General features: G+C 32.9%; 20 protein-coding genes. 13 read left to right on the plus strand and 7 right to left on the minus strand.

Going from position 1 to position 21,779, the window contains the following annotated elements; genetic code table 11:
• Window positions 1-32 precede the first annotated feature (32 nt).
• Window positions 33-800, plus strand: a complete 768-nt coding sequence (locus Q5Y73_RS01560; protein ID WP_305990090.1) for a tRNA threonylcarbamoyladenosine dehydratase — start codon at window positions 33-35, stop codon at window positions 798-800.
• A gap of 346 nt (window positions 801-1,146) precedes the next feature.
• On the opposite strand, the gene Q5Y73_RS01565 is transcribed toward Q5Y73_RS01560, so the two are convergent.
• The 4 genes from Q5Y73_RS01565 to Q5Y73_RS01580 all read right to left on the minus strand — a co-directional run bounded on the left by Q5Y73_RS01565 (window position 1,147) and on the right by Q5Y73_RS01580 (window position 7,203).
• Window positions 1,147-2,574, minus strand: a complete 1,428-nt coding sequence (locus tag Q5Y73_RS01565) for a winged helix-turn-helix domain-containing protein (RefSeq protein WP_305990091.1) — start codon at window positions 2,572-2,574, stop codon at window positions 1,147-1,149.
• 35 nt (window positions 2,575-2,609) lie between these two features.
• Window positions 2,610-4,019 carry a winged helix-turn-helix domain-containing protein gene (locus tag Q5Y73_RS01570; RefSeq protein ID WP_305990092.1) on the minus strand — a complete coding sequence of 470 codons (1,410 nt, stop codon included), beginning with the start codon at window positions 4,017-4,019 and terminating at the stop codon, window positions 2,610-2,612.
• Between the two features lie 34 nt (window positions 4,020-4,053).
• On the minus strand, window positions 4,054-5,466 hold the full coding sequence (locus tag Q5Y73_RS01575) for a winged helix-turn-helix domain-containing protein (RefSeq protein ID WP_305990093.1): 1,413 nt from the start codon (window positions 5,464-5,466) through the stop codon (window positions 4,054-4,056).
• 453 nt (window positions 5,467-5,919) lie between these two features.
• Window positions 5,920-7,203, minus strand: a complete 1,284-nt coding sequence (locus Q5Y73_RS01580; RefSeq protein WP_305990094.1) for a helix-turn-helix domain-containing protein — start codon at window positions 7,201-7,203, stop codon at window positions 5,920-5,922.
• A 249-nt stretch (window positions 7,204-7,452) separates the two neighbouring features.
• On the opposite strand from Q5Y73_RS01580, the gene Q5Y73_RS01585 reads away from it, so the two are divergent.
• A complete protein-coding gene (locus Q5Y73_RS01585; RefSeq protein WP_305990095.1) occupies window positions 7,453-9,393 on the plus strand; it encodes a stalk domain-containing protein in 1,941 nt (646 codons plus the stop codon).
• A 48-nt stretch (window positions 9,394-9,441) separates the two neighbouring features.
• Here the strand turns inward: Q5Y73_RS01585 and Q5Y73_RS01590 are convergent, their stop codons facing one another.
• Window positions 9,442-9,600 carry a hypothetical protein gene (locus tag Q5Y73_RS01590; protein WP_305990096.1) on the minus strand — a complete coding sequence of 53 codons (159 nt, stop codon included), beginning with the start codon at window positions 9,598-9,600 and terminating at the stop codon, window positions 9,442-9,444.
• A gap of 273 nt (window positions 9,601-9,873) precedes the next feature.
• Here Q5Y73_RS01590 and Q5Y73_RS01595 point away from each other — a divergent pair, with 273 nt between their 5' ends.
• Window positions 9,874-11,184 carry a replication-associated recombination protein A gene (locus tag Q5Y73_RS01595; RefSeq protein ID WP_305990097.1) on the plus strand — a complete coding sequence of 437 codons (1,311 nt, stop codon included), beginning with the start codon at window positions 9,874-9,876 and terminating at the stop codon, window positions 11,182-11,184.
• Between the two features lie 361 nt (window positions 11,185-11,545).
• Here Q5Y73_RS01595 and Q5Y73_RS01600 read toward each other — a convergent pair whose 3' ends face one another.
• On the minus strand, window positions 11,546-12,709 hold the full coding sequence (locus Q5Y73_RS01600) for an MFS transporter (RefSeq protein ID WP_305990098.1): 1,164 nt from the start codon (window positions 12,707-12,709) through the stop codon (window positions 11,546-11,548).
• A 703-nt stretch (window positions 12,710-13,412) separates the two neighbouring features.
• Between Q5Y73_RS01600 and Q5Y73_RS01605 the strand changes: the two genes are divergently transcribed.
• The 5 genes from Q5Y73_RS01605 to Q5Y73_RS01625 all read left to right on the plus strand — a co-directional run bounded on the left by Q5Y73_RS01605 (window position 13,413) and on the right by Q5Y73_RS01625 (window position 16,430).
• Complete coding sequence (locus Q5Y73_RS01605) at window positions 13,413-13,796, plus strand: S-Ena type endospore appendage (RefSeq protein ID WP_305990099.1); 384 nt, start codon at window positions 13,413-13,415, stop codon at window positions 13,794-13,796.
• Between the two features lie 54 nt (window positions 13,797-13,850).
• Entirely contained in the window at window positions 13,851-14,273 is a 423-nt protein-coding gene (locus Q5Y73_RS01610) for an S-Ena type endospore appendage (RefSeq protein WP_305990100.1), read from the plus strand.
• A gap of 187 nt (window positions 14,274-14,460) precedes the next feature.
• Window positions 14,461-14,874: a hypothetical protein gene (locus tag Q5Y73_RS01615; RefSeq protein WP_305990101.1), complete on the plus strand. Its 414-nt coding sequence runs from the start codon at window positions 14,461-14,463 to the stop codon at window positions 14,872-14,874.
• A gap of 147 nt (window positions 14,875-15,021) precedes the next feature.
• On the plus strand, window positions 15,022-15,645 hold the full coding sequence (locus Q5Y73_RS01620) for a bifunctional 4-hydroxy-2-oxoglutarate aldolase/2-dehydro-3-deoxy-phosphogluconate aldolase (protein WP_305990102.1): 624 nt from the start codon (window positions 15,022-15,024) through the stop codon (window positions 15,643-15,645).
• Window positions 15,646-15,911: 266 nt separating this feature from the next.
• Window positions 15,912-16,430, plus strand: coding sequence for a GNAT family N-acetyltransferase (locus Q5Y73_RS01625; RefSeq protein ID WP_371320156.1), 519 nt, complete (start codon window positions 15,912-15,914; stop codon window positions 16,428-16,430).
• 129 nt (window positions 16,431-16,559) lie between these two features.
• Here Q5Y73_RS01625 and mnmA read toward each other — a convergent pair whose 3' ends face one another.
• The gene (gene mnmA / locus Q5Y73_RS01630; protein WP_305990104.1) at window positions 16,560-17,651 is read right to left on the minus strand and encodes a tRNA 2-thiouridine(34) synthase MnmA; all 1,092 of its coding nucleotides are present in this window, start codon (window positions 17,649-17,651) and stop codon (window positions 16,560-16,562) included.
• A 341-nt stretch (window positions 17,652-17,992) separates the two neighbouring features.
• On the opposite strand from mnmA, the gene cymR reads away from it, so the two are divergent.
• From cymR to Q5Y73_RS01655, 5 genes are all read left to right on the plus strand, one after another.
• Window positions 17,993-18,415: a cysteine metabolism transcriptional regulator CymR gene (gene cymR, locus Q5Y73_RS01635; RefSeq protein ID WP_305990105.1), complete on the plus strand. Its 423-nt coding sequence runs from the start codon at window positions 17,993-17,995 to the stop codon at window positions 18,413-18,415.
• 13 nt (window positions 18,416-18,428) lie between these two features.
• A complete protein-coding gene (locus Q5Y73_RS01640; protein WP_305990106.1) occupies window positions 18,429-19,577 on the plus strand; it encodes a cysteine desulfurase family protein in 1,149 nt (382 codons plus the stop codon).
• Window positions 19,578-19,593: 16 nt separating this feature from the next.
• On the plus strand, window positions 19,594-20,118 hold the full coding sequence (locus tag Q5Y73_RS01645; protein ID WP_305990107.1) for a PRC-barrel domain-containing protein: 525 nt from the start codon (window positions 19,594-19,596) through the stop codon (window positions 20,116-20,118).
• An 11-nt stretch (window positions 20,119-20,129) separates the two neighbouring features.
• The gene (locus Q5Y73_RS01650; RefSeq protein ID WP_305990108.1) at window positions 20,130-20,330 is read left to right on the plus strand and encodes a YrzR-like zinc ribbon domain; all 201 of its coding nucleotides are present in this window, start codon (window positions 20,130-20,132) and stop codon (window positions 20,328-20,330) included.
• Window positions 20,331-20,467: 137 nt separating this feature from the next.
• A complete protein-coding gene (locus Q5Y73_RS01655; protein WP_305990109.1) occupies window positions 20,468-21,538 on the plus strand; it encodes an AI-2E family transporter in 1,071 nt (356 codons plus the stop codon).
• The last annotated feature ends 241 nt before the right edge of the window (window positions 21,539-21,779 follow it).

Raw genomic sequence — 21,779 nt, forward strand, 5'->3', positions numbered from 1 at the left:
ACAAGGTTGATTTTTAGAAAGGAAAGATAGATATGCTTCACCAGTTTTCAAGAAATGAGTTGGCGATCGGTAAAAGAGGCCTAGAAATTATGAAAAACAGCACGGTCGCTGTTCTCGGGATCGGCGGAGTCGGTTCCTTTGCAGCAGAAGCACTGGCACGTTCAGGTGTAGGCCGCATTATACTGGTTGACAAAGACGTTGTAGATATTACAAATGTGAATCGACAAATTCATGCTCTGACAACAACAGTAGGTCAGCCCAAAGCTGAGTTGATGAAAGATCGCATCAAATTGATCAACCCAGAGTGCGATGTGATTGCTTTACAAATGTTTTATACAGAGGAAACGTACGAAACGTTTTTTGAAACTCCATTAGATTTTGTTGTGGATGCTTCTGATACAATCTGTTATAAAATACACTTAATTAAACAGTGCTTAGAGAGAAAAATAAAGATCATCTCAAGCATGGGTGCTGCTAATAAAATGGACCCAACTCAATTTGAAGTAGCAGATATCTCTAAAACTTCAATGGATCCGATTGCACGAGTGATTCGTCAAAAATTAAGAAAAGATCGAATTCACAAAGGTGTAAAGGTTGTGTTTTCCAAGGAGCCGCCTATTGTACCTCTAGATGAAGTGACGGAGGAAATCGTTCCAGAAAATGCACCGGAAATTAGAAAGGCACAACATCCACCTTCAAGTAATGCCTTTGTGCCTTCTGTTTCAGGTTTGATTATGGCTAGTGAGGTTGTTAAGGATTTGCTTGAGGTTAATGATTTGAAGGTACAACGGAAATACTGATTCCTTTTTAAAAAAAGAGCTTAATGCTCTTTTTTTTTACGTTTTGACATTGATTCAAGGTGCTGTAGTCATATTGTAGTCACTTTGTAGTCACATTGGTGGTGAATTGTTATTAATTTTTAGGTAGATAATGAGATAAAATGAATTGGAATTGACAAAACAAAATAGTTTTACTGGGAAAATTGAAGAGAAGAGGGAACTCTTCAATTTTCTTGTGTAGAAAATGGGAGGATGGATTGCTGACAACAAAGGGAACACTATTTAAGATCTGATTTTTCGATAAAAAGTTAGATTAAGTAGAAACCTGTTTAGATAATAAAGGAATTCATGCATCTCGGTCTATGTATCAAATTGTTTCATTAGGAACTTCAATTCTTTTAAAAATATATCCACCTTGTTTTCTACCTTGAATTGTTTTTGCTGCTTTACCTAGTTTTTTTCTTAAACGTGTCATTAAAACACTTACACTTCCTTCATCTGCTGTATCATTCCATATGGAAGAAATAATCTGTGATTTGTGAATAATATGCCCCTCATGTTTAATTAAAAGATTTAAAAGTTCATATTCTCGATTGGATAAGTTTCTTGTGGATTTTTCATCCTGAATGTAAAGTTCAAGTGTGTGGAGATAAGTCTCATGTCCTAAATATATGCAGTGATTTGAATCACTGTTTAGATTTTGTTGATGTTGATTTGTATTATCATATGATGAAGTATAATTTGTAAGAGGTGAGATGAGGTTATGGGTATAGGAATCTTTGAGAAATGTACTATTCTGACCTCTTAACTTGCAAATGGCTTCTGTTCCTCGAATAAGTCTAAAACATTCGCTTTCTTTTTCAATAAGGTCAACCTTAGCGTATCCTGTTGCTGCTTCCAAATAATATTTCATTCCATCTTCTATTTTTTCAATATGAATGAAGTAATCTCCTTTGAGCCTGAAATAGTGGGCTAACCTAGCTTTTTTAAAAGGTGTATCTTTTGGAATCGATAATAGTTTTTCATCTTTTTGGATAATCTCTTCAATGGCTGATAGATTTTCCGTTTGTAAATATAGAGTGATTAAATGGTTTACAACATGCAGTAAGGTATAATCTCCACACTGTTGCAGGTTTTTTTGAAGCATTGAAATTGCAAGTTGGTAATTCCCATTTGCTGAGTGCAACATTGCTTCTGTTAAATTTACATTGTCATTTACTTCAGGAAGTGAGAAGGCTCTATACTGAACCAAGTATTCTACTGTTTGTTCATAATCACCTAATTGGTAGTAACTATTACATAGAAGATAAATGGTATTTGCCTGCATTCTAGCATCAGTGATAGATGCATCTAATGCTTTTTCACCCAACTTTATACTTTCTTCAAATAAACACAAATAGTAAGCATGAACTCCTAATTTATAATACACTAAACCTTTTTCTTCACTAGTAAGGAAATCCTCAAAAAACAATATTCCTTTACCAGATGCATATGTCGAGTGAAATTTGGTAAAATCATCTCGTTCGATAAGATATTTTTGCAATAGGCCTTTGGCGATGTAGGGTATGATTCCATGCGTTCTTGAGTAGTCAATGATGACTTGATACAGAGCGAGCTGAATAGTTGTTTCTTTTATAGTTGCTATCAGGTCATAAAGCCTCTTTACTAATTGTATGGGAACTTCTTCATATGAATAAAGGGTTTCATTGATAATTTTGATGACTTCAGGTAGGTTATTTTCATCTATTAGCTCTTTTTGAATAGGGAATAAACTATCTAGCTTATCTTCAACCATATATAATATCATCTCCTTGTCCCAATTTTGAGTTTCTATGAAAATTTTTTAAAAATATATCCACCTTGTTTTCTACCTTGAATTGTTTTTGCTGCTTTGCCTAGTTTTTTTCTTAAACGTGTCATCAAAACACTTACACTTCCCTCGTCTGCTGCATCATTCCAAATAGAAGAGATAATTTGCGTTTTTTGAATGATTTTCCCCTCATTTTCTAATAAAAGATTTAACAGCTCACATTCTCTGTTGGAAAGATTTCTTCTAGAGTGTTCGTCTTGAATGTAAAGTTCATGTAAATGAAGATAAGTATTGTGTCCTAGATAAATTAAGTCTTTTGAATCACCCTTTAGATGATGTTGGTGTTGATTTGTATTATCATATGTCGAAGTATAATTTGTAAGAGGTGAGATGAGGTTATGGGTATAGGAATCTTTGAGAAATGTACTATTCTGGCCTCTTAACTTGCAAATGGCTTCTGTTCCTCGAATAAGTCTAAAACATTCGCTTTCTTTTGAAGTGAGGTCAACCTTAGCGTATCCTGTTGCTGCATCCAAATAATATTTCATTCCATCTTCTATTTGCTCAATATGGATATAGTAATCACCTTTTAGTTTGATGAAATGGGCTAATTCAGCTTTTTTGAATGGTGTAGTATATGTAATTGAGAATAGTCTCTTTTCCATTTGGAGAAGTTTTTGTATAACTGAAAGATATTTAGATTGTAAGTATAAAGTGATTAAGTGGTTCACTGTGTGGAGCAGTGTAAAATCTCCACATTGCGGAAGATTGTCTTGAAGTATAGAAATTGCTACATAATTGTTTCCTTTTGCAGAATGTAACATTGCTTCGATTCCTATTGCATTGTCTTTCACTTCTGGGAATGAAAACTCTTTATATCGAGTTAAATATTGTTCTGTCAGCTCATATTGACCTAATTGGTAGTAACTATTACTTAGACCACATATTGTGTTTGCTGTCATTCTAGTATTACATGCAGTTGCTTCTAAAGCTTTTTCACCCAACTCTATACTTTCTTCAAATAAATATAAGTTATATGCATGAGTTGCCAATTTGTAATAAATCATGCCTAACTCTTCATTTGTAAGGAATTCCTCAAAAAATAAAACTCTTTTTCCTGATTCATATGTTGATCTAAGTTTTGTGAAATCATCTCGTTCAATAAGATAGGTTTGTAATAAACCTTTGGCAATGTAGAGAATGATCCCATGCGTTCTTGAGTAGTCAATGATGGATTGATAGAGAGCTAGCTGAATAGTTGTTTCTTTTATGGTTGCTATCAGGTCATAAAGCCTCTTTACTAATTGTAAGGGAACTTCTTCATATGAATAAAGGGTTTCATTGATAACTTTGATGACTTCAGGTAGGTTATTTTCATCTATTAGCTCTTTTTGAATAGGGAATAAACTATCTATCTTATCTTCAACCATATATAATATCAACTCCTTGTCCCAATTTTAGTTTCTATGAAAGTTTTTTAAAAATATATCCACCTTGTTTTCTACCTTGAATTGTTTTGGATGCTTTACCTAGTTTTTTTCTTAAACGTGTCATCAAAACACTTACACTTCCCTCGTCTGCTGCATCATTCCAAATAGAAGAGATAATTTGCGTTTTTTGAATGATTTTCCCCTCATTTTCTAGTAAAAGATTTAACAGCTCACATTCTCTGTTGGAAAGATTTCTTGTAGAGTGTTCGTCTTGAATGTAAAGTTCATGTAAATGAAGATAAGTATTGTGTCCTAGATAAATTAAGTCTTTTGAATCACCCTTTAGATGATGTTGATGTTGATGTTGATTTGAATTATCATATGTCGAAGTATAATTTGTAAGAGGTGAGATGAGGTTAAGGGTATAGGAATCTTTGAGAAATGTACTATTCTGGCCTCTTAACTTGCAAATGGCTTCTGTTCCTCGAATAAGTCTAAAACATTCGCTTTCTTTTTCAATAAGGTCAACCTTAGCGTATCCTGTTGCTGCTTCCAAATAATATTTCATTCCATCTTCTATTTTTTCAGTATGAATATAATAATCTCCTTTGAGCCTGGAATAGAGGGCTAACCTAGCTTTTTCAAATGGTGTATCATATGGTATAGATAATAGTTTTTCTTCTTTTTGGATAAGTTCTTCAATTGCTGATAGATTTTCTGTTTGTGAGTATAAAGTGATTAAACGGTTCACAACATGTAATAAGGTATAATCTCCACACTGTTGCAGGTTTTTTTGAAGCATTGAAATTGCTATCTGATAATTCCCATTTGCTGAATGTAACATTGCTTCTGTTAAATTTACATTGTCTTTCACTTCTGGAAGTGAGAAGGCCCTATACTGAGCCAAGTATTCTGCAGCTTGTTCATAATCACCTAATTGGTAGTAACTATTACATACAAGATAAATGGTATTTGCCTGAATTCTAGCCTCAGTGATAGTTGCATCTAATGCTTTTTGACCCAACTTTATACTTTCTTCAAATAAACACAAATAGTAAGCATGAACTCCTAATTTATAATACACTAAACCTTTTTCTTCACTAGTAAGGAAATCCTCAAAAAACAATATTCCTTTACCAGATGCATATGTCGAGTGAAATTTGGTAAAATCATCTCGTTCGATAAGATATTTTTGCAATAGGCCTTTGGCGATGTAGGGTATGATTCCGTGAGCTCGTGAAAAATCAGTCACAACTTGATATAGGGCAAACTTGATTGATGGTTCCTTAATAGTTGCTATAGAATTATACAGATTCTTTATCAAATCTGTAATTTCTTCTTCTGGAGATTGAAGGGTCTTCCTAACAATTTTTATAAGTTTAGGAATATCATTCTTTACCAACTCATCACTATTAGAAAATATAGTATCGTATTTTTGTTCAACCATAATGCAATCATCTCCTAATTATGACTTTCGATCACTTTTAAAAGTCATTTATACATATACATTATTTAGGATCTTTTATCACAGAAATTGAAAGGGACTGATTTTTTATGTTGGTACTATTTTAATATAATTTGTTATATTCAAAATAAATGTTTTTTTAAAACAATTATTTGCTAAAAGAAAAAACACCTTATAAGGTGTTTAAGAATTTATTTAGATCCTTGAAAAAATTGAAACATGAACTAAAAGTTACATGTTTCTCGAATTTAGTTATTAGAATTTGTACACTATTTTTAGTAGGACTTTACTTCACTACCAACCGCCATCGCCTACTGTTAATTTAGCAAATTTTGAAACTTCAATAGGAATAATTGTTGATACAAGAAAAGCATAGATGAGTATAGATTTGATAAATCCTCTTTTTTTCATATTAATATCCTCCTCCAATTTTTTTTAATTTGAGGTTTTCGATTTGCAATTAAGGTAGTTTTCTAGTTTCTCTATAGTTAAAATATTCATCTTCTCTTTGTTATTAGTATGTATATTCATAATTAGTCTCAAGCATTCACTTTCTTTAGCAATAAGGTCAACATTGGAGTAACGTGTTGCCGCTTCTAAATAATAATTTATGCCATCTTCTGTTCTATTAGTTAGGATAAAGTAATCTCCTTTGAGTTTGAAATAGTGACCTAACTCTGCCTTTTTAAACGGGGTAACATATGTATTAGCAAGAATCTTTTCTTCTAGTTGAAGAAGTTCCTCAATTTCAGATATTCTATTCTCTTGTAAGTACAGATTTATTAAAAGGTTCACAACATGAGGCAAGGTATAATTTCCGCAAATTGGTAAGTTTTCTTGAAGTATTGAAATAGCTGATTGATGACTTCCGCTTGCTGAATATAGTACTGCTTCTATTAAATATGTATTGTCTTTTACTTCTGGGAGTGAAAATTCCTTGTATAGATCTAAGTATTTTTTTGTTTGTACATAATCGCCTAAATAGTAATAACAATTACATATGATATAAATAGTGTTTGCTTGCATTCTAATATCAGATATCGTTGAATCCAATGCTTTTTTACCCATCTCAATACTTTCTTCAAATAAATACAAGTTGTAAGCATGAACTTCTAATTTATAATAAATCACCCCACGCTCTTCACTAGATAGAAAATCCTCAAAAAACAAAATACCTTTCCCCGATACATATGTCGACCGAAGCTTAGTAAAATCATCCCGCTCAATCAGATAAGTCTGCAACAAGCCTTTAGCGATATAAGGCATGATTCCATGTGCTCGTGAGTAATTAATGATGACTTGATAGAGTGCTAATCTAATAGTAGAATCTTCGATATTTCCTGTTTTTGTATAAAGTTCTCCTACTAATTCTAAACTATCCTCTGTAGAATATTCAAGGGTTTTTCTAGCAACTTTGGTAATTACATCAATATTTTTGCCTACTTGCACCAATTTATTAAATATAGAGAATAAAATATTCGTTCTCTCTTCAACCTCGATATATTGTTCGATCAATTCTTCAAAAGGAATATGTAGTACAGAACCAATTTTTTGAATATTAGCAAGGGATGGGCGTTTAATTTGTCCAGATTCAATTCGAGACAAATTTGCTTTATCCACTTCAGATAATGTTTCTAATTGTACTAATGTCATTTTTGCTTGTTTTCTATAATATTGAATGAGTTCCCCCAATGATGAAGGTTTATAGGTGGTTATCATTCTTGCTCCACTCCTTTTACATATATATTGACTATACATAAATATTTGTTATTACATATATATTTGAAAATTAATCAATTAATAACTTATTTTACCATTATATTTTATGAAAATAAAGTCTATCTCATCTAATTATAATGGCAACTGTGAAGTTTTTTCTATTAAATTCAAAAATATTGAATACTTTTGCTTAAGTAATGATAATTTGCAGCCTTTTAAAATAGAAATAATATGAGAGGATGTGATAGGATGAAATTGCATCATCGATGGATGATATTAATATTAATAATTTTGTGTATATTTTTCATAAGCATGACTTCACTTGCAAGTGAAAAGTCGATTAAGGTTTATTATGATGGTGAGGAAGTTTTATTTGATGAAAAACCTGTTGTGGTAAATGGGGTAACGTTAGTTCAGTTTAGACCTATATTTGAAAAGATGGGAATGCAAATATCCTGGGATCAAACGACAGGAGAAATTACTGCTTTTAATCTGATGCTTTATATGAAATTAACATTAGATAAAGAAATGGCCGCGGTTAATGATGAAGAGATCGTTTTACAAACGGCACCTACAAATATCAATGGTCACACATTTGTCCCTTTAAGATTCATAGCAGAACAAGGAGACAAAGAGATCATTTGGAATCAACAAGAACGTACAATACATATCAAATCAGATTCGCATAAATTATTAATAGATGCTCTGGTAGATAAAAATTTTCCTCAAATAAAATATTTGTTTAGTACTTATGATTATTCTAGCTTTACTAAGTTTTCTAGTCAATTATTAGAAAAAGATATAAACCCCAATTTGAAAGATGTAAACGGCAACTCCCTATTACATCTTTCCATTACTTATTCACAACCAACTATTGTGCAGGGTTTAATTCAATCTAAAGCAGATTTAACTTCCATGAATAATGAAGGTGAAAATCCATTAGAATTAGTTCAATCTCATTACTTGCTCAGCATAGAACAGTCATTGGAACATAAGGAAACATTAAGAGAAATTATGAGACTAATTATTGATCAAATGGCTGTAAACGAGACGATTGATTATGAAGAAGGGGATCAATATATTGGGCAAATTGTAAATGAATTTAGAAATGGGTATGGAACATATATTTGGGCAGATGGCGATATGTATGCAGGTGAATGGATAGATGGGTATTACAGCGGTTATGGAACTTACACTTTTCAACACGGTGATGTGTATGAGGGTGATTTTCTGTATGAGGAGAGCCATGGACAAGGAACGTATACTTGGTCTAATGGGGATCAATATATTGGGGAATGGAAGAATGATTTATATAACGGAAATGGAAAATTTATCTATGCAAATGGGGATATATATGAAGGAGAATTTCTAAATGAAAAGAAACACGGGTATGGCAGGATAACTTATTATGAAGGTACGGTGTATGAAGGGTATTGGGATAATGATGTACAACACGGATATGGAAAAATTTATAAATTATATGAGGAAGGTTATGTTGAAGGTCATTTTGTTAATGGAATTCTAGAAGGAAATGTGATCGTAACCATGCCTGATGGCAGTAGTTATGAGGTACTCTACACTAATAATGAAGTCGTGGAGGTATTAAAGCAATTTCGATATAAATTCAAAATGAAGGAAGCAGATACCGAATATGATGTTGTGATTTACTCAGAGGATGAAACGATTCGAAGCGGAATCGGTAGACAATGGGCATGTACGAATGCAGATGATGTCATTTATAACGGAACTTATCAAATGGAGATTTTATTAAATGGGCAGCTAATTGACAGTATGAATTTAGGAGACGTAACATTTAAAGATAATGGTCTAAAAGATTTTTCTTTTATTATTCAAGGCGAACCAGACTTATTGGCTATCTCACAATGTGAAGGAAGTGATTTCAACTTATTAAAGTTTTATATGATCAAAGATGGTAAAATAACGCTGATTAAAAATGAAAGCGAAGATCTGAATCTTTATTTATCCTCTGGTTTATCTATGAAATATGTTTCACCTCAACATTATCAATCTATGGTTTATTCAAATGAAAAAGGATACGTGTTTTCAAATTGGGAGTTGGATATTGAGAACGAAATGTTTATTCATAAGAAGGATTTCTCATTTGATGATTGGGGAAGTGATTATGGAACGAAGTGGATGGAAGATGAAACATATATTTATATAGATTAATCATTTAGAGGGTGTAGCAGCACCCTCCTTATAACCATTTTTTATTTTTTACCATTTTTTATTTTTTCTTCTTACACAAACCTTTACTTTACGAGTTTTTCTTACTTTTTTAGTTAATGTAATTTTTGTAGTGTTGGTTACTCTTCTAGTAATGATTTTTCTTTTTACTCTCACTCTTGTTCTCTTTTTAGTTTTACAATGTGCCATCACTATCACCTCCTATATAATTATTTATATGGAAATAGAAATGATTGGCTTGTGTATTTAACTCAGAGTAAACGTACAAATTGTGAAAACTATACTTTTTGCCTATCTTCAAAATTAAATAAATTGAATTCACGTTTTGATTTTTGATATAGTCTAAAGAAGTAGTACGTTCAAAAAGTTGCGTCTTCTGAAATAAGAAGGTTGAACAAGAACAACCTTTATAATATGAATAGAATAAAAAAATGAATGAATACTTGAAGGTAGTGAAAAATAATGGACTTGTTTTCATATGATGAATCACAGCAGACGAATCATCAGTTATTGGCAGATCGAATGCGGCCGCAAACTTTAGATGAATATATTGGACAAAAACATATCGTGGGAGAAGGGAAGCTGCTTCGAAGAGCTATAGAAGCGGATCAACTGACGTCGATTATTTTGTATGGACCCCCTGGGGTTGGGAAAACAACATTAGCAAACATCATTTCTAATCAAACCAATGGGAGCTTTGTGCAGTTAAATGCTGTTGATGCTTCCGTTAAAGATGTGCGCGAAGTGATTGAAAATGCAAAAATGAGTAAAAGGATGTACGATAATAAAACAATCCTTTTTTTAGATGAAGTACATCGGTTTAATAAATCTAGACAGGATGCTCTATTACCAGCAGTAGAGCAAGGTATTATTATATTGATTGGAGCGACAACAGAAAATCCTTTCCATCATGTAAATGGTGCTTTGCTTTCCAGATCAACTTTATTTGAATTACAGGCTTTAACATACAAACACTCTCTAGAAGCCATGAAAAGAGCATTAGGAGATGAAGGTAAAGGGTTAGGGACTCTTCAAGTCCAAGTGGATGAAGAGGCTTTGCTGCATGTTGCACAAATGGCAAATGGTGATATACGAAGATCTTTAAATGCCTTAGAATTAGCGGTCATGACAACTCATCCAAATCAAGAAGGAACAATTCATGTCACATTGGAAGTAGCAGAGGAATCCATTCGTCGTCCAACGATTAAAGCGGATGAGTCCACCCAATATGATATTTTATCTGCGTTTCATAAAAGTATTCGAGGATCAAGTGATGCAGCGTTGTTTTGGTTTATATATGCGGTTGAAAAACTAGGTATGGACCCTATGACTTTCATTAGAAGGTTGATTGTAGCTAGTAGTGAAGATATAGGGCTTGCAAATCCGCAGGCGATGGTGCAATCCGTTACAGCTATGGAAGCCTATCAAAAAATTGGCTGGCCCGAAGCAAAATATATCATTTCCCAGGCAATTTTATTTGCAGTGGAAAGTCCTAAATCGAATGCGATACCTACTGCTTTATCAAAAGTAGCACACATATTGGAAAACTTGAAATCGGCAGAAGTTCCTTTCCATTTAAGAGATACACACTACAAAGGAGCCGAAGAACTAGGGCATAAAGGATATCAATATCCACATGATTACCCTGGTCATTATGTGAAGCAGCAATATTTACCTGATAAAATTAAAAATCAAACCATCTATGAAGCTACAGAACAGGGGATGGAAGAAAAGATTAAAATCAACCAAAGCCGAAGAAGGAAACAGCAATAGTAGATGTTGGTTTAAAATAAAGTTTGATCAAAAATTTCATGCAAATCCTTATTCTATGGCAAACAAAAAGAATCCATTTTAAAAAAAGATTGATCAAAATGAATTCCTAATTTGAAATTGACTACTTTATTTTTATAAAAAAGTTTGATCATTCTATTGTCTACCTTCTTTTACAATTATTTTTTAACCTGTTATATAATCTTTAATGAATTTTGCCAATAGTAACGTAATACATTCTTTGAAAAACAACTCAATATCCCAGAGGCATCATCATCTGTTAACTCTCCTAACTAATTGATGGTTTCTTGTGGGGTGTAGGCAGCTGAGATGGTTTTGGCTTAATAGTTACATTGATTTTAGATTATGATACTACTTGTGATACTTTTTTTGATTTTTTAAAAATGTTTGTAAAAAAGCTACTTAACGCAAATATAAGTATAGTAACACTTAAAAAAAGATAAGGAAAACGAATATTTCCATTTCCAAAGAATTCACTAATAAAGTCAAGGAAAATAGGAGAAAAAAATTGTCCTAAAAACATGGTACTTGATACAATTGACATTGCAGTTACAGTATTTTTCTTATCTACTGAATTGGAAACAGCTAAGAACAAATCAGGAATATATAACCCCATCCCTGTCCCCATAATAAGAACCCCAGCGCAAATCATAAATAAATTAGTACCTGTACCTATTAGATAAAAACCAATTGACATTAACAAAAATAAGGTAGGTACGAACATTTTGATTAAAAACACCTTTATCTTTCTATATAAAAAACCAGCTATAAATCCTGAGATTGATATAAATGAGATGACAACACCTGCAATTGTAGAATCTCCCAAACTTAATTCATTTACATAAATCGCAATATTTGCGGGAATTGAGTAAAATGCAATTATTATTAAAAACATTGAAATACTTATTACATACACTCTTTTTGGTAACTTACTTTTTCCAGTATTTATTGTATCAGTTTTTTTCTGCTCATTAGGTAAAAACAACCACACTAATAATAAAACAATGAGTCCAATTAAATATACCGAGAAAGAGTATCTCCAACTTATTGCAGCTAACCATCCAGATAATAATAAAGAAATAATTCCTCCAAAATTATTCGATGCACTAGCTCTACCCATCATTGTTGCTCTTTTTTCACCTTCAAAATAGTCAGAAATCAAACTTGTTGTAAGAGGCATTATAAAACCTACACCTATTCCCAACACTGCTCGGAAAAACAATAAAATAGAAATATTATTTACGAATGCTCCCCCTACACCACCTACCAAATATAAAGATAAACCTAACATTATTAGTGATTTTTTACTATATTTGTGACTTAGTTTACTCACTACAATTGTTGATGGAATGATGAATAAAGAGGGGATTGTAACTATTAATTTTATAAGTGTAATATTAGCTTCATTGAAATATTCCTCTAAATTACTCAATGCTGGAGCAATTGCAGCTCCTACCATGACAGTTAATAATGATAAAGATAGTATGGTGATGGATACTTCTCTCATATGCCTCTCTCCTTTATTAATATAATTAAAAATACTATTTTTTATAACACCCTCCAGTATACAAAATATAACAAAAATATCATAGCATGATTAAATCCCATAAAGGTAGGATGTAACTTTAATCCACAAGACGCTTCTCTGTTAGAGAAACGCACCTTATTGTTGAGAATTAGTATGTTCCTTAAATTCAAGTAATTTAACTTTATATTGTATTTCAATAAATTGCGTTTGTCTTTAAATTAGAAGATTTACTTTGTCTCATTATTTGATTGTGTTACTGACATCCTATAACCCATTTATATTCACTATCAAATCTTAAACAATCTGGCCCCGATTGTGTAATAAGTAGTTAAAAAACTCATGATTCACATTCAATTCATGAGTTTTGATCAATCTTTTTTACATGTGATCAAACTTTATTTCAAACCTATAGTAGAAAAGATAGATATAAAAATGAACCTTTAAAAATCACTATTAGATAGTGCTTTAGAAGGTTCTTTTTTTAGTCTCATAATTTAAGATTTGATGATGATATGATTTTCCATCCGATTGAAAATCTCAGTCTATAAAAGGTTTCGCTATAAAAATGTACAGAACAACCAGTAGATTGGCACAATCAGCAAGTACAATTACTACATATATTAAATCATGAGGTTGATAAAGCCATATAAACAACTGAATGAAAGAAAGGAGATTATAATCTATGAGTTATTCCTCTCAAAATGATGCATGCTGTCCGATCTCCTGTGCGGGAATGGATTTGATTCCAAGGGATTTGTTTTTAGTAAAGAGATGTGTTCCTATTCAAGCTTTATGTAATTCTTTAAACTTCGATTTGTTTGTAGATAATGGCAATCTACAACCTAGTGGAGTAATTACTTTTGTGAATAAGACTACATGTCCTGATTGTCAAATGACTGCTGATATTACTGACAATGGCGTAATAACCTCTTATTCGATTGGAATAGAAAGTTCAGTAACCATTGAAGTAAGCAATTTAGAAATGATTGTAATTGAATGTAATTCTACTGTACAAGCAAATATTTGTACAGGGACTTTAGAAATGGACTTGCAATACAAGCTTTGAAGGATTGTTATGTAAATTCATAAAAAAACCTTAGAAAAGAGAGGTGAGGGGACTATGGATTCATATACTGCTAAAAGTGATACTTGCTGTCCCATATCATGCGCAGGTCTTGAACTATTTGCTAAAGAACGCATATTAATAAAAAGATGCCTTCCAATTAGAGGATTATGTAATGATCCAGATATTCCTAACCCACCAATTATTACATTGTTTGATTCAAACTTATCACCAGATTCTACTCAGTTACCTTCAGGGGTTATTACAGTAGTGAACACAACAGAAAATTCTAGCTGTAGTATGGTTTTATTTGTGACTGATGTTTTAGGAGCAGTGAGTACAGAAGTGGAAAATAATAGTTCATTTACTGTGACAGTAAATAGATTATCAATTGTTTTTATAGTATGTGTAGGACCCGATCAAACTGAATTTTGCACAGGAACATATGAAATGGATTTATCATATGACATTAATAAATAGATGGAGAATAATTATTTTTCTATTGAGTGGGTGTATGGTGTTTTCATAGTTTGAGAAAAGGTAAGATATGCTTAAAATGAGTTTTACTACTAGTAGATGCGCACATACGATGAATACACCTCTAACATATATTAGAATATATCTTATTGTTTAGAGTTGATATGAATGGGAAAGGAAATGGTTGACCATGGAACACTATCGATCTCAAAATAATGTATGCTGCCCAATCTCGTGTGCCGGAATACAATTAATTCCTAAGGAATTAATTTCTATTAAGAGATGTGTACCTATTCGTGATTTATGTGATGGTTTTAACAGCTTCGCTATTTTATTCATTGCTCAGAATATACCTATCAATTCACCTCAGTTGCCAAAAGGGATCATTACTTTAGTAAATACAAGTTCAGATCCTGAGTGTACAATGGCACTTTTACTTTTAGATTCAAATGCTCTCATTTTCCAAGCTGTTTCAGCTCAATCCTCTATAAATGTAGAAGTGGACAGACTTTTTATTGCAATAGCAGTATGTTTTGGACCTGATCCGACTCAATTTTGTACTGGTACTTTTGAAGCAGACTTACAATACGAAGTTATAAAGTAGTTGTTTGCAAAATAGGAAAGTCACATAATCTACTTAACCCAGATTTGGATTTGATTAAAGAATAAGACTTGGATTAATAACATATACAATTCACTGCTAATTCGTTATACTATATAAACTCATTGAACACCAAAAGGAGATATATAAATGGCATTATTCACAAAATTAAAAGAAGAGAAAATGATAGCCATTCTAAGAGGTTATACATTTGATGAAGCAACACATACAGTGGATGCTTTAATAGAGGGTGGCATTCGTTTTTTAGAAGTAACAATGAATACAGACGGAGCTTTACACATGGTAAATCAGTGGAGAGAAACATATGATCAAAGAGCATATATTGGTGTCGGTACCGTATTAGATGAGGATATGGCTTGGGATGCCATACAAGCAGGTGCACAATTTATAATAACACCTAATTTAGATGAAAGAGTTGTTAAAGTTGCTTTAGATAATGAGGTTGATATTTGGCCAGGAACCTTTACACCTTCTGAGATTGTACGAGCTACAAATCTAGGAGTGGATGCAGTTAAGATATTTCCGCTAGCGAGTCTTGGAATTTCATATTTAAAAGAGATTCGTGCGCCTCTTGATCATATTCCAATGATCGCAACGGGTGGGGTTACATTAGAAAATATGCATGAATATTTCAATGCAGGAGCTTCAGCTGTTGGAATCGGGAGCAGTCTTGTAAACAAGAAATTAATACAATCAGGTCATTTTGAAGAGTTGACAGTTCTAGCCAAACAATTCGTTGACAAAGTTAAATGAAAAACAATCCCTAATAAGTAGACAAGCTACTGTTCAATATTCATATCATTTGGACAATGAAATATGTTGTTTGCAAGTTCGATAATATCTTCTGGTTTATTTATTGAATTCTAGAAAGATTAATGCTTTATCAGAGTTTCTTAGCAGTGCTTTGGTTCCATCTTCTTAATATACATAATTCCCCATTACAAATAGATAGCAAAAACAATACATGAGGTGTTGTAATATTGAATAAATTTGACTATATTTCAGAAACAGAAAGATTAATGATTAGACCTTTAATAGAAGAAGACTATCAAAATTGGTTAAATGAATTTAATAATAGACTTCCTTCTCAGCATAAGTATGATAAAGGGAAAATGGACATGAGCGAATGTACTCAAGAATGGTTTCATCAATTAGTGGAAAATCATCAACAATTAGCGATAAATGATACTGCTCATGTATTTGGTATCTTTAGGAAAGAAGATGGCAAACACATAGGGATGATTGACTTCTCCACTTTAGCTAGAAATGATTTTCAATGGGCTAGATTGGGGTATACCATACACAATCAGTACTGGCGAAATGGATATGGTAAAGAGGCAGTCGGCGCAGCACTTCAAATTGCCTTTTCTGAATTGAAATTTCATAGAGTTGAGGTCCATATCAATATGGGTAATGTACCTTCTGTACGATTAGCAGAGAGTGTAGGTATGAAGTTTGAATGTATACGAGAAGGTTTTATTTTTGAAAATGGAGAGTGGACGGATCATCGTGTGTATTGTATAAATAATAAAAATTAAGGATGAAAATGAAAATCGGACCTCCAGTATTGCTCGAAGGTCCGATCGTAAGATGCTCACCTCAATAGGAAGTATCTTTCTTCTAATCAGGTGGAGTAGAGTCTCGATCTGATTTGTGCTAAATCGAGTTTACTTCAAAACCTGATCAATGGTTGCTCCACCTAAACAAACTTCAACCTGATAAAATACTACCGCTTGTCCAGGAGTCACTGCTTTTTGTGGTTCGTCAAATTGTACATGAACTTGTCCATTTTTGATCGCAGTAATCGTTACGCCTTGATCTTTTTGTCTATAACGAAATTTAGCTGTACATTTTATAGGAGTTTCAGGTGATGCATCACTGATCCAAACTGCATCAGAGGCAATAAGGCCTTTGGAATATAAACTTGGATGCAGCTCTCCTTGTACTACATAAAGAACATTGTTTTCTAAATCTTTATCGGCTACAAACCAAGGTTCACCAGAACCTTTTCCACCAATACCTAACCCTTTACGTTGACCTAATGTGTAGTACATCAATCCATCATGGCGTCCGACTACATCCCCTTCAAATGTTTTCATATCACCAGGTTGAGCTGGGAGGTATTCACTTAAAAACTCTTTGAAATTTCGCTCACCTATGAAACAAACACCAGTACTGTCTTTCTTCTTCGCTGTTGCAAGCCCTGCTTCTTCTGCAATTTTACGAACTTCTTGTTTAGGAAGATGTCCAATAGGGAACATTGCTTTAGAAAGTTGATTTTGATTTAATTTACTCAAAAAATAACTTTGATCTTTATTGTTGTCAACACCACGTAAAAGGGTATGTTGTCCATTTTCTCTTTCTAGGCGAGCGTAATGTCCTGTAGCAATATAATCTGCTCCTAGTTCGAGGGCTTTATTTAAAAAGTCTCCAAATTTAATTTCTCGATTACACATTACATCAGGATTTGGAGTGCGCCCTTTTTTGTATTCATCTAAGAAATAAGAAAAAACCTTATCGCTGTATTCTTTTTCAAAATTCACAGTATAAAAAGGGATGTCAATTTGTGCGCACACTCTTCTTACATCTTCTGCATCCTCTTCAGCTGTACAATGGCCAAATTCATCTGTGTCATCCCAATTTTTCATAAACACTCCGATGACATCGTAACCTTGCTGTTTTAACAATAATGCAGTAACAGAAGAATCAACACCTCCTGACATGCCCACAATAATACGAGTTGATGAGTTGTTAGACATGAAAAAAACCTCACTTATCATAAATATACCTACAAAAGTGGGACCCGGAATATATAGTGAAAACTTAGTTATAGCAACTTCTGTAGGTCTAATTGATTAAACATATATTTCAATAGTAACGAGTTTAACATATTTTAATAAAATTTAATAAAACAGTTAAAAATTTTTTACTATTGCAAGCTCTTATATGATAACATATAATTATCTTTTCAATAACTAACTTTTTATAACTTACTTTTCCTTATATAGATAGATTGAAATGAACATACAGCATTATAAATGGATGGTTGCTGTTTGCATTGAACTAAAAACTAATATTTTGAAGTATATGGGGTGTTACCTTGAAAATTTCTACTAAAGGTCGTTATGGACTTACCATCATGATGGAATTGGCTTCTAATTATGGAGAAGGTCCAATTTCACTAAAAAGTATAGCTGAAAAACACCAATTATCTGAACATTATTTAGAGCAATTGGTTGCTCCTTTAAGGAATTCCGGATTAGTAAAAAGCATTCGCGGAGCTTATGGAGGTTATCAGTGTTCTAAACCACCAGAGGAAATTACTGCAGGTGATGTCATTCGCGTTTTAGAAGGTCCTATAAGTCCAGTCGACTTTACTGAAGAAGATGATCCAGCTAAGAGAGACCTCTGGATTAAAATTCGCGATAGTATTGCAAAGGTATTAGATTCAACAACTTTGGCAAATCTAATTCATTATCAAGATGAAGGAGAAGAGCATGAAAACAACATGTTCTATATTTAATAGGTGATGAACAATGCATAATATTTATTTGGATCATGCTGCTGCCACTCCGTTACATCCAGATGTTTTTGAGGCGATGGTGCCCCATTTAAAGGAGCAGTACGGAAATCCTTCTAGCCTTCATTCATATGGAAGAGCTGCAAAAATAGCATTGGATTCTGCTCGTGATTTGGTTGCAGCACAACTGTACTGCAGTCCAAACGAAATTATTTTTACAAGTGGCGGAACTGAAAGTGATAATCTAGCTATTATGGGGATCGTAGCAGCAAGTAAAAGGCAACCTGCGCATGTGATCACAACACAAATTGAACATCGTGCTGTTTTAAGTACATGTCAACATCTTGAGGAATTAGGGCATTCTGTGACTTATTTACCTGTTGACAAGTCAGGTTTAGTATCAATAGATGATGTGAGAAAAGCAATTAAACCTGAAACCGTGTTAATCAGTATCAACTATGGTAATAATGAAGTAGGTACGCTGCAACCGATCGAAGAGATCGGGTTATTGTTGCGTGAAAAAGGAATTTATTTTCATGTAGATGCTGTACAGGCATTGGGTAAAATAAACATTAACCTCTTGGAACTTCCCGTAGATCTTATGAGTTTGTCGGGACATAAAATCAATGGTCCGAAAGGCATTGGTTTGTTGTATGTGAATAAAAATGTTCATTTAAAACCTAACATATTCGGTGGGAATCAGGAACGGAAGCGACGTGGAGGAACTGAAAACCTTGCCTCTGCTATAGGTTTTTCAAAGGCGTTGGAAATGGCCGTTTTTAATGTAAATAAAAATCAGAAAATTCTAAATGATTTAAGATCACAGATGATTGAAGGGCTGAAAAAAGAATTAGGTGATCATGGTTTCGTGATTAATGGTCATCCTAATCAAAGGTTGCCTCACATTTTAAATGTAAGTTTTAAACAAATGAATAAGGAAACGTTATTGATGAATTTTGATATTGAAGGGATAGCGGCTGCAAGTGGGTCTGCATGTACATCAGGTTCTATAAAGGATTCACATGTATTGGATGCAATGCATCTTTCTCCTGAACTAAAAAAAGGAGCTATTCGTTTTAGTTTCGGGTTAAACAATACAAAAAAAGAAATTGAAATTGCAGCAAAAAAAGTTGGAACCATTGTTAATCGTTTACGTAATAAGTAGGAGGGGGAATCATATTTTGCAAAAAGCCAAGGATATTATTGGATTACCCGTTATTGAGATTGAAAAGGGTGAGCAAACAGGTTCTGTTAAAGATTTTCTACTTAATGATAATTGGGAAATTCAAGCGATTGTATTAGAAGGAAAACACTGGTTTTCTTCAACTAGAATTGTGGAATGGGAAGAAATTATTTCTTTTGGAAAAGATGCCGTAACCATAGAAAACGAGAAGGTTATAGAGCATCTCGATGATGTATATAATCAGTTTCATCCTTTATACAATGGAGAGAAAAAAATACTGGGTCTTCCAATTTTAACGGTGAATGGACATGAATTAGGAATGGTTGATGATGTTTATTTTGGTGGGAAAATGGGAAGAAAAATAATAGGATATGAATTAACAGATGGTTTAATCTCAGACATACAGGATGGGAGGAAATGGCTGCGTGCCCCTAAACAGATAACTGTGGGAAAGGACGCAATCATCGTTCCTGTCCAGAGTGAACAAGATCTGGAGAATTCATGGATTAATTCGAAGGGATAGGGTGAATAAAGGTGTTACGTTGTCCAAATTGTAATTCTAAAGATATTGGAAAAATTGGATCGCATCAATTTTACTGTTGGGGTTGTTTTATTGAACTTACAGTGAATGGAGAAAAAATGTCAGTATATCAAGTAGAAGAAGATGGTTCCCTCAGTTCATTGGATGATTTGTTTTTTGAAGAAGAAATGTCCGAGGAAATTCATGTAACTTAATTAATTTAAGATAATAACACTTAGAGAATTTACTTTCTCTAGGTGTTTTTTTTTGAACATTATATTTTTCCCAGGTTGTACATATACTTTTATTACATTAACTTGTACGACAAATAGATAGGTGTTGAGGAGAAATTATGGACCGTTTTGTGAACAATCGTTTTTTTATCATCTTAATTTATGTTTTATTGATAATGGCTGCTTTGTTTATGCTGCTGCAAATTAAACCTATGATCATTGGAATTTATAATTTTTTAAGTGCAGTATTGGCACCTTTTATAATTGCCATGATTATATCCTATGTGTTGAATCCTATCGTAAAACTACTTAGTGTGCGAAAGGTACCAAGAACCTTGGCTGTATTACTTATTTATGCAGTGTTTGTAACTTCAATTACAATCATTCTTATGAACTTGATTCCAATGTTTATGAAGCAATTAAAGGAATTGAATGAGCATTTACCTGAATTAACGGCTACACTACAGAAATGGCTTGACTATATATATGAAAATCGGTTTCTTCCTGACTCTGTGCGGATGGGGGTAACCAACTCGTTAATGAATTTTGAGAATAACATTGGAAAAGAAGTCTCCCAAATCATCAGTGAAATTGGAAGTTACATTAATATGATGTTTTTAGCTTTTATCGTGCCATTTTTAGCTTTTTATATGTTGAAGGATTTTAAGTTAATTGAGAAAGGTTCTTTAGCTATTATCCCAAGCAAACACCGCAAACAAACGGTTCGGTTGTTAGTCAATATTGATGAGGCATTAGGGAATTATATTCGAGGACAGTTTTTAGTCTGTGTGATCATTGGTATCTTAGCTTATATTGGTTATTGGGTAATTGGAATGCCGTATGCTTTATTATTGGCATGTGTTGTAGCTGTTTTTAATATCATTCCGTACTTAGGACCATTTTTTGGTGCAACCCCCGCAATCATTATGGCAGCCACCATTTCATTTAAGATGGTATTATTTGTAGCAATGGTTAATATTATTGTTCAAATATTAGAGGGGAATGTGATTTCTCCACAAATTGTAGGAAGAACGTTGCATTTACATCCCATGTCGATCATTTTTGCATTGTTAGTTGGGGGAGAGTTGGCTGGTGTAGTTGGTTTGATATTGGCAGTACCTATTTTCGCAGCTATGAAAGTCATCGTACAACATGTGTTTGATTATTATGTTCAGCGTAAAAAAACGTGAGAGAAAAAAATTTGAAAAAAATCAATACCAATGTTAATCTTAAATTTTTTTCATATTTCTTCTGATAGTGCCTGTAATACGCCCTATAGTTTGACATTAAAGGTGGATAAGTTTATAATTTTTGAATGAATTCATATAGGGAGATTCATTGATTTACATAATAAACACTATATATTCGTCCCTGTGAAGGGACGTTTTTGCGTGAAGTAATTTATTTTAATATACATAAAGGTTCTTGAGG

This window comes from Chengkuizengella axinellae, from assembly GCF_030730905.1.
Lineage (GTDB): Bacteria > Bacillota > Bacilli > Paenibacillales > KCTC-33759 > Chengkuizengella > Chengkuizengella axinellae.

Bases quoted from the DNA above. Each gene is read 5' to 3' on its own strand.
- Q5Y73_RS01605 (WP_305990099.1), top strand. From the start codon at position 13,413: ATGAGTTATTCCTCTCAAAATGATGCATGCTGTCCGATCTCCTGTGCG.
- Q5Y73_RS01565 (WP_305990091.1), bottom strand. From the start codon at position 2,574: ATGGTTGAAGATAAGCTAGATAGTTTATTCCCTATTCAAAAAGAGCTA.
- Q5Y73_RS01600 (WP_305990098.1), bottom strand. From the start codon at position 12,709: ATGAGAGAAGTATCCATCACCATACTATCTTTATCATTATTAACTGTC.
- mnmA (WP_305990104.1), bottom strand. From the start codon at position 17,651: ATGTCTAACAACTCATCAACTCGTATTATTGTGGGCATGTCAGGAGGT.
- Q5Y73_RS01560 (WP_305990090.1), top strand. From the start codon at position 33: ATGCTTCACCAGTTTTCAAGAAATGAGTTGGCGATCGGTAAAAGAGGC.
- Q5Y73_RS01610 (WP_305990100.1), top strand. From the start codon at position 13,851: ATGGATTCATATACTGCTAAAAGTGATACTTGCTGTCCCATATCATGC.
- Q5Y73_RS01580 (WP_305990094.1), bottom strand. From the start codon at position 7,203: ATGATAACCACCTATAAACCTTCATCATTGGGGGAACTCATTCAATAT.
- Q5Y73_RS01570 (WP_305990092.1), bottom strand. From the start codon at position 4,019: ATGGTTGAAGATAAGATAGATAGTTTATTCCCTATTCAAAAAGAGCTA.
- Q5Y73_RS01575 (WP_305990093.1), bottom strand. From the start codon at position 5,466: ATGGTTGAACAAAAATACGATACTATATTTTCTAATAGTGATGAGTTG.
- Q5Y73_RS01595 (WP_305990097.1), top strand. From the start codon at position 9,874: ATGGACTTGTTTTCATATGATGAATCACAGCAGACGAATCATCAGTTA.
- Q5Y73_RS01625 (WP_371320156.1), top strand. From the start codon at position 15,912: ATGATTAGACCTTTAATAGAAGAAGACTATCAAAATTGGTTAAATGAA.
- Q5Y73_RS01615 (WP_305990101.1), top strand. From the start codon at position 14,461: ATGGAACACTATCGATCTCAAAATAATGTATGCTGCCCAATCTCGTGT.
- Q5Y73_RS01640 (WP_305990106.1), top strand. From the start codon at position 18,429: ATGCATAATATTTATTTGGATCATGCTGCTGCCACTCCGTTACATCCA.
- Q5Y73_RS01585 (WP_305990095.1), top strand. From the start codon at position 7,453: ATGAAATTGCATCATCGATGGATGATATTAATATTAATAATTTTGTGT.
- Q5Y73_RS01655 (WP_305990109.1), top strand. From the start codon at position 20,468: ATGGACCGTTTTGTGAACAATCGTTTTTTTATCATCTTAATTTATGTT.
- Q5Y73_RS01620 (WP_305990102.1), top strand. From the start codon at position 15,022: ATGGCATTATTCACAAAATTAAAAGAAGAGAAAATGATAGCCATTCTA.
- Q5Y73_RS01590 (WP_305990096.1), bottom strand. From the start codon at position 9,600: ATGGCACATTGTAAAACTAAAAAGAGAACAAGAGTGAGAGTAAAAAGA.